8 protein-coding genes and 1 pseudogene are annotated in these 6,443 nt (G+C 64.8%); 4 read left to right on the top strand and 5 right to left on the bottom strand.

From position 1 onward, the window contains the following. The 4 genes and pseudogenes from CWO91_RS31125 to CWO91_RS31110 form a co-directional block, all read right to left on the bottom strand. Positions 1-249: pseudogene (locus tag CWO91_RS31125) on the bottom strand (IS110 family transposase); the annotation flags it as partial. Next, entirely contained in the window at positions 246-878 is a 633-nt protein-coding gene (locus CWO91_RS31120) for a transposase (protein ID WP_130219130.1), read from the bottom strand. The pseudogene CWO91_RS31125 and the gene CWO91_RS31120, both read right to left, overlap by 4 nt. An 83-nt stretch (positions 879-961) precedes the next feature. After that, on the bottom strand, positions 962-1,363 hold the full coding sequence (locus CWO91_RS31115; RefSeq protein WP_091899125.1) for a RidA family protein: 402 nt from the start codon (positions 1,361-1,363) through the stop codon (positions 962-964). Between the two features lie 206 nt (positions 1,364-1,569). Next, on the bottom strand, positions 1,570-2,415 hold the full coding sequence (locus CWO91_RS31110; RefSeq protein ID WP_130219128.1) for a cell envelope integrity EipB family protein: 846 nt from the start codon (positions 2,413-2,415) through the stop codon (positions 1,570-1,572). A 242-nt stretch (positions 2,416-2,657) separates the two neighbouring features. On the opposite strand from CWO91_RS31110, the gene CWO91_RS31105 reads away from it, so the two are divergent. The 4 genes from CWO91_RS31105 (at position 2,658) to CWO91_RS31090 (ending at position 5,820) form a co-directional block, all read left to right on the top strand. Continuing rightward, positions 2,658-3,125, top strand: a complete 468-nt coding sequence (locus tag CWO91_RS31105) for a RidA family protein (RefSeq protein WP_018321130.1) — start codon at positions 2,658-2,660, stop codon at positions 3,123-3,125. A gap of 5 nt (positions 3,126-3,130) precedes the next feature. Beyond that, positions 3,131-3,877, top strand: a complete 747-nt coding sequence (locus tag CWO91_RS31100) for a glycerophosphodiester phosphodiesterase (RefSeq protein ID WP_130219126.1) — start codon at positions 3,131-3,133, stop codon at positions 3,875-3,877. A gap of 212 nt (positions 3,878-4,089) precedes the next feature. Then, on the top strand, positions 4,090-5,331 hold the full coding sequence (locus tag CWO91_RS31095) for a GNAT family N-acetyltransferase (RefSeq protein WP_130219124.1): 1,242 nt from the start codon (positions 4,090-4,092) through the stop codon (positions 5,329-5,331). Positions 5,332-5,391: 60 nt separating this feature from the next. Beyond that, positions 5,392-5,820, top strand: a complete 429-nt coding sequence (locus CWO91_RS31090; protein ID WP_130219122.1) for an HIT family protein — start codon at positions 5,392-5,394, stop codon at positions 5,818-5,820. Positions 5,821-5,929: 109 nt separating this feature from the next. On the opposite strand, the gene tsaA is transcribed toward CWO91_RS31090, so the two are convergent. Continuing rightward, the gene (gene tsaA / locus CWO91_RS31085; RefSeq protein WP_091889533.1) at positions 5,930-6,421 is read right to left on the bottom strand and encodes a tRNA (N6-threonylcarbamoyladenosine(37)-N6)-methyltransferase TrmO; all 492 of its coding nucleotides are present in this window, start codon (positions 6,419-6,421) and stop codon (positions 5,930-5,932) included. Positions 6,422-6,443 lie beyond the last annotated feature (22 nt).

Raw genomic sequence — 6,443 nt, 5'->3', positions numbered from 1 at the left:
CATGTCGGTCAGTCCGACGCAACTGCCGACCTGACGGCGGTTCTTGAGGTCACGATAGAACACCTCGTTGGTCAGCACTTGGGCGAGCTGCGGGCCGATGGCCCTGAGCTGGGCAAGCTGAACGGCTTTCGCCTCCACCGATCCGGTTGCCGGTGCGCGATGGGCGGCTGCATTCGCCGCTTCCAGCGCCTTGATCTGCTCGTGCACCAACAGGAGCCGCTCATGCTCGCGGCGGATCTCGTCCTTCAAGTGCGGCGGCAGAGCGCGCCCGTCGCCGGTTGCATCTTGTCGAGACCCGACAGGAAGTCCGGCTGCAAAGGCGCGGCGTCGCGGATGCCCTGGCCGTGCAGCAGCCCCTTGATCCGGTTGCTGTGACCGGTGCGCTCCGTCAGCAAGCGCTCGCGCTCGCGCGTCCGCCGCTTGCGATCCTCATCTTCAGGCGTGGGGACCCGCACCATGCTGCAGACCCTCGGCTCGCCGCGCAGATAGGCCAGGAACGAACGCATCAGCTGCGCCAGATCGATCCGGTCGGTCTTGGCGCGCCGCGCCCGCCGGTTCACCTCGATGCTCGAGGCATCGACCTCGTAGTTGACGATCCCGCCGGCCGTGAGCCAGCGATGCAGCCAATGACCGTCGAGCCCGGCCTTGTAACAGGACAGTATGCGAACCGGCTTGCCCCCTTGCTCCGCCTTCGCCCGAACCCGCGAAAGCAGTCCCGACAGCGCCGCCAAGTCGCCACCATCGATCCGGTAACGGCTCATCTTCTCGGCGCCAGGCAGCACGACCCCAAGCTGCCACTTCGCCTTGCTCAGTTCGAAAACAACGTAAACCGTGACATACTCCCATCCGACGGGTGCGTCAGTATGATCAGTGCGCATGATTGATCCTCTGGGTGAGTTGGTGGTCGCAAACTCAACTTACCCCTGACCACCCGTCACCCATAGGATCTACAAGAAAGACCTCAATCCGCGACCGCCACCGCCTCGATCTCGATCAGCCACTCCGGCGCGGCCAGCGCGGAGACGCCGACGAGCGTCGAGGCCGGTGGCTCCATGCCTTCGAAGAAGACGGACCGGGCTTTGCCGATGATGGGGCGCAGCTCCGGCTTGTAGTTCACGACGAAGGTCGTGATCTTGACGATGTTGGCGTAGCTCGCCCCCGCCGCTTTCAGCGCGTGGCCGAGATTCTGCATCACCTGCGTCGTCTGCGCGGCAATATCGCCCTCGCCGACGATCCGCCCCTCCTCGTCCACCGACACCTGGCCGGAGATGTAGATGGTGCGCGCGCCGGTAGCGGTGACGACGTGGGAATAGGCGGGATTGTGATGCAGGCCGCTGGGACGGAGATGGTCGAGCTTGGGCATGGCTGGCTCCCCGATGTTTGTGGTTCGGAGGAGCGTAGCGGGAGACGGTGTTGAGGGCTAGCCCGTCATTGCGAGGAGCTCTTGCGACGAAGCAATCCAGAATCTCTCCGCGGAGAGATTCTGGATTGCTTCGCGGAGCCTGTCATCGGGCCGCGCTGCGCGCGGACCCGGTGGCTCGCAATGACGGAAGAGAGAGCGCAGTCCCCTCAATTACAGGGCTTGCTGTCCTTCACGTCGAACTTGCCCATCGCGCCGGAGATCACGAAATCGTTGTAATCGAGCACGAGCTGGCGGGAGACGCCGTTCTCGTAGAGCTCGAACGCCATCGCATAGACCGGCGTCTGCTCGCCCTCCTTCTGCTGGGCCTCGCGGTCGAAGTAACTGACGGTGACGGGCCAGCGCTTGAGCGATTTCATGTGCTCGTCGGAGGTCGACGGATCCGGCGAGGCGGCGCGGTCGGCGGGGATCGGCTGGCCGATCACGGTCAGCGTGTTGTAGACCTTCTGGCCGTCGTCGGAGCCGTCATAGACGGAGAGCTCGAGCAGCGACTTGCCTTCGTTGGCCGCAGCGATGATGCGCTGGATCTGCTCAGTCGGGAATACGATCTTGCCGTCGAGGGTAAATGTCTTCGGCGCCGGCAGCTTCAGCTTGACGTTGATGTGGTCGCCGTCGCGCTCGGCCGAGCCGTCGACGCGGCCGGCATCCGCCTCGTTCATGCGCGTCTCGATGTTGAAGCGGTAGCTCTTGCCGGCGGCGTCCTCCCAGGAATTGGAGCGGAGGTCGCTGAGCGTGATCTTGCCCTCGCCGCTGTCGAGCTCGGAGACCTGGCGGAATTCCGAGGTATAGCCCTCGCAGGCATTCCCCGTGAAATTGTAGAGGATGCGGCCGCGGGCACTGTTGACCGAGTTGGAGCGCGATTTCATGAGGCTGAGGTCATAAAGCGCTTGGTGAGCGAGGAACGGACCGTTGGCAGCCTGCGCCCCGTCCCCAAGGCCGACGGTGGCCGCCGCGAGCGCCATCACACCGAGCGAAGTCCGGAAAAGGTGCACCATGTCTGTTCCTTGAGGATGCGTCCTTGGGGAAGCGCAGATTCGACATTTTAATGACCGATCCATTGCGTCGCAACTGAGGCCGTTTCACGTAAAGTTGCGGCTCCCGCGTTGAACCTCCTCCCCTGCCTCAACAAAATGCAGTCCCCTTCGGTTGCTTGCATGTGGCGGCACGATGAGCGAAACAGGGCCGCCGGCCTCCAGAGGCGTCGGGGCAGATGAATTCTTGGACAATGAGGTCGAACATGGCTGGCACAGTCGAGCAGAAACTGGCGGAACAAGGCATCAAGCTGCATGAAGCCCCCACTCCCGTCGCCAACTATGTGCCGTTCGTGCGCACCGGCAATTTGCTGTTCGTCTCCGGCCAGGTCTGCTTCGATCCCGCCGGCAAGCTGATCGCCAAGGGCAAGCTGGGTGCCGGTGTCTCGATCGAAGACGGCGCTGCGGCCGCCCGCGGCTGCGCGGTGAACCTGCTGGCCCAGGTCAAGGCCGCGCTCGGCGACCTCGACAAGGTCGTGCGCGTGGTCCGCCTCGGCGGTTTCATCAACTCGGCGCCCGACTTCCTGGACGGGCCCAAGGTGCTGAACGGTGCCTCCGACCTGATGGTCGCAGCCTTCGGTGACAAGGGCCGCCATGCCCGCACCACCGTCGGGGTCGCCTCGCTGCCCGCCGACGCGGCGGTCGAGGTCGACGGCGTGTTCGAGGTCGCCTGACCCAAATGCGCGCTCCGGATTGGCTGACGGCCCGGCCGGTCGCCCATCGCGGCCTGCATGACATTTCGCGCGGCATCGTGGAAAACATGCCGGGCGCGGTCCAGGCCGCGATCGCAGGCAATTTTTCGATCGAGGTCGATGTCCAGCTCTCCGCCGATGGCGAGGCCATGGTGCATCACGACCATGCGCTCGGCCGCCTCACCGAGGCCACCGGAGAGGTGATCGAAAAGACCGCCGCCGAGCTGAAAGCCGTCAAGTTCAAGGACACGCCGGAGCGGATGATGTCGCTCGGCGACCTCTGCGCTCTGGTCGCCGGCCGGGTACCGCTGGTGATCGAGGTGAAGAGCCATTTTGGCGGCGACCGCAAGCTGGTGAGGCGAATGGCCGAGGTGCTGGCGTCCTATGACGGTCCCGCCGTCGGCATGTCCTTCGATCCCGACCAGGTGCTGGCGCTGCGCGAGCTGCTGCCCTCCCGCCCGCGCGGCATCGTCGCGCAGCGGACCTATGAGGACGAGTACTGGGCCAAGCTGACGCAGGCGCAGCGCGACTGCATGGTGTACCTGCGCCACGGCTTCCAGACCCAGCCCCACTTCGTGGCGTTCAAAGTCGACCACCTGCCGGCCCCCGCCCCCTGGATTGCCCGCAACGTCTTCGGCTGTGCCCTGCTCGGCTGGACCGTGCGCACGCCGGAGCAGCGGACGCGGGTCGGGCAGCATGCCGATCAGATGATCTTTGAGGGGTTCGTGCCGTAGGGTACGGCATGCGAACGCGCTCTTGTCCCGGACAAGCTGCAACGCTCCAGCGTTGCGGCGCAGAGCCGGGACCCATCTCCTCTTCGAACTCGCTGCCACCTGGGCCCCGGCTCTGCAGCGCCCCGCTGAAGGAGCGCTGCGCTGCGTCCGGAGCACGAGAGAGGCGTTCCCCACCCTTGAAGTCGCTGCTGCAATGCACGATCTTGGGCACGATGGCATCATCCGAAATCACGCTCGAGGCCGTACCTTCGATTGGCGAAGTGGCACCGGAGGATTGGGACGCCTGCGCCAATCCCGGCAAAGCTTGCAATGGGAATGGCACGGGAACCTCATCCGCCCTTCCAGGCGATTCCGCCGGTCTCTTAAAGTCGGCCTATAACCCGTTCGTCTCACACGCATTTCTCTCCGCCGCCGAGAAATCGGGTTCAGCAAACATCCGCACCGGCTGGGGACCGCGGCATCTCGTGGCCAAGCTCGACGGCCGCGTCGCGGGCGTCGTGCCCTGCTATCTCAAGTCGCACTCGCAGGGCGAATATGTCTTCGACCGCGGCTGGGCGGACGCCTATGAGCGTGCCGGCGGGCGCTACTATCCGAAGCTCCAGGTCTCGGTTCCGTTCACCCCGGCCACAGGACCGCGTCTGCTGGTCCGCGACGGTGTCGACCGCGGGCGGATCACCGAGGCCCTGGCGAGCGGGCTGGTGGCGCTGTGCGGGGTCAGCAAGGCCTCCTCGGTGCATGTCACCTTCGCCCGCGAGGCCGAATGGAAGCTGCTCGCCAGACACGGCTTCCTCCAGCGCACCGACCAGCAGTTCCACTGGCACAATGATGGCTTTGCCAGCTTCGATGACTTTCTGGCGACGCTGAACTCGCGCCACCGCAAGTCGATCAAGCGCGAGCGACGCGATGCGCTCGCCGCCGGCATCACCATCCACTGGCTCAGGGGCAAAGACATCACCGAGGACGCCTGGGATGCGTTCTTCGAATTCTACATGGAGACTGGTTCGCGCAAATGGGGCCGGCCATATCTGACGCGCGAGTTCTTCTCGCTGATCAGCGAGACCATGAGCGAGGACGTGCTGCTGGTGATGGCCCGCCGCAACAATCGCTGGATCGCGGGCGCGATCAACTTCATCGGCTCGGACACGCTGTTCGGCCGCAACTGGGGCGCGGTCGAGCATCATCCATTCCTGCATTTCGAGGTCTGCTACTATCAGGCGATCGATTTCGCCATCAAGCACGGCCTTCGGCACGTCGAGGCCGGCGCGCAGGGCGAGCACAAGATCGCACGCGGCTATCTGCCGAAGACGACCTATTCCGCCCATTTCATCGCCGATCCGGGCCTGCGGCGCGCCATCGACGATTACCTCAAGCGCGAGCGCGCCTATGTTGCGGAAGCCGGACGCGAGCTCGCCGAGCTCGGCCCGTTCCGCAAAGGTGCCGACGAGGCGCCTTGACGGTTTGCCGTGGCTGGTGACAGTAAGCGCAAAATCTCGAGGAGCCGCCGAGGAGCTATCATGACCGCCTACGACACCAACAACATCTTCGCAAAGATCCTGCGCGGCGAGCTGCCCTGCTACAAGGTGTACGAGGACGAGCACGTCTTCGCCTTTCTCGACATCATGCCGCGCGTGCCAGGCCATACGCTGGTGATCCCGAAGACCCCTGCCCGCAACATCCTCGACATCAAGCCGGACAACTTCGCCCATGTCGCCCGCGGCGCGCACAAGATCGCGGCGGCCGCGATGAAGGCGTTCGAAGCCGACGGCATCACCGTGCAGCAGTTCAACGAGCCCGCCGGTGGACAGGTGGTGTTTCATCTCCACATGCACGTGATGCCGCGCCACGACGGCGTCGCCATGCTGCCGCCCGCGAGCCGCAAGGAAGACGCCAAGGTGCTGGAACAGCACGCGGCCAAGCTGATGGCGGCGTTGAAGGCGGGGTAGATCTCTCCGCTCGTCATTGCGAGCGAAGCGAAGCAATCCAGACTGCTTCCGCGGAGACGGTCTGGATTGCTTCGTCGCAAGGGCTCCTCGCAATGACGGAGGAGAGACTTCACTCCGTCTCGAAATCGCCCTTCTGCGGCGCCGCCAGTGGCGTGAACTCGCAACGGTCCGGCTTGATGTCGATCAGCGGCGTGTTGTCGAGGCAATCGAGCCCGCGCACCAGGATCGCATTGCCCTCGATGCCGACCAGCTTCACGATCGAGGTGCCGATCGGATTGGGCCGGACCGGTGAGCGTAGCGAAAACGTGCCCCGCGTCTTCTCGTTGTTCTTCGGGCTCTGCAGGATGATGTCGCGGCGTGACTTGTCGAGCCAGTAGAGCACTTCGAGGTTGCTGTAGAAATCGACGCCCTTGATGGCCGGCACGAACGGCTCGAAGATCTCGAGGCGGCACACCGGGCCGTCGTGACGCCCCTGCCGCGGCGTCTCCAGCCGCGACGTCCAGGGGGTGCGGATGCGGCCGATGAAGACGAGGCCGGCATCCTCTGCGGGCGGCAGCTCGATGGCGACCTCGCCCTCGCGGAGCTCCTGTTCGCGAACCATATTTCCTGTTCCTTGCTGTTCG

This window comes from Bradyrhizobium genosp. SA-3 (assembly GCF_004212635.1).
Lineage (GTDB): Bacteria > Pseudomonadota > Alphaproteobacteria > Rhizobiales > Xanthobacteraceae > Bradyrhizobium.
This window is presented reverse-complemented; position numbering and strand designations above follow the sequence as displayed.

Excerpts from the sequence above, each read along its gene's own strand:
- CWO91_RS31105 (WP_018321130.1), top strand. The coding sequence starts at position 2,658 with ATGGCTGGCACAGTCGAGCAGAAACTGGCGGAACAAGGCATCAAGCTG.
- CWO91_RS31095 (WP_130219124.1), top strand. The coding sequence starts at position 4,090 with ATGGCATCATCCGAAATCACGCTCGAGGCCGTACCTTCGATTGGCGAA.
- CWO91_RS31100 (WP_130219126.1), top strand. The coding sequence starts at position 3,131 with ATGCGCGCTCCGGATTGGCTGACGGCCCGGCCGGTCGCCCATCGCGGC.
- CWO91_RS31090 (WP_130219122.1), top strand. The coding sequence starts at position 5,392 with ATGACCGCCTACGACACCAACAACATCTTCGCAAAGATCCTGCGCGGC.
- tsaA (WP_091889533.1), bottom strand. The coding sequence starts at position 6,421 with ATGGTTCGCGAACAGGAGCTCCGCGAGGGCGAGGTCGCCATCGAGCTG.
- CWO91_RS31110 (WP_130219128.1), bottom strand. The coding sequence starts at position 2,415 with ATGGTGCACCTTTTCCGGACTTCGCTCGGTGTGATGGCGCTCGCGGCG.
- CWO91_RS31115 (WP_091899125.1), bottom strand. The coding sequence starts at position 1,363 with ATGCCCAAGCTCGACCATCTCCGTCCCAGCGGCCTGCATCACAATCCC.
- CWO91_RS31120 (WP_130219130.1), bottom strand. The coding sequence starts at position 878 with ATGCGCACTGATCATACTGACGCACCCGTCGGATGGGAGTATGTCACG.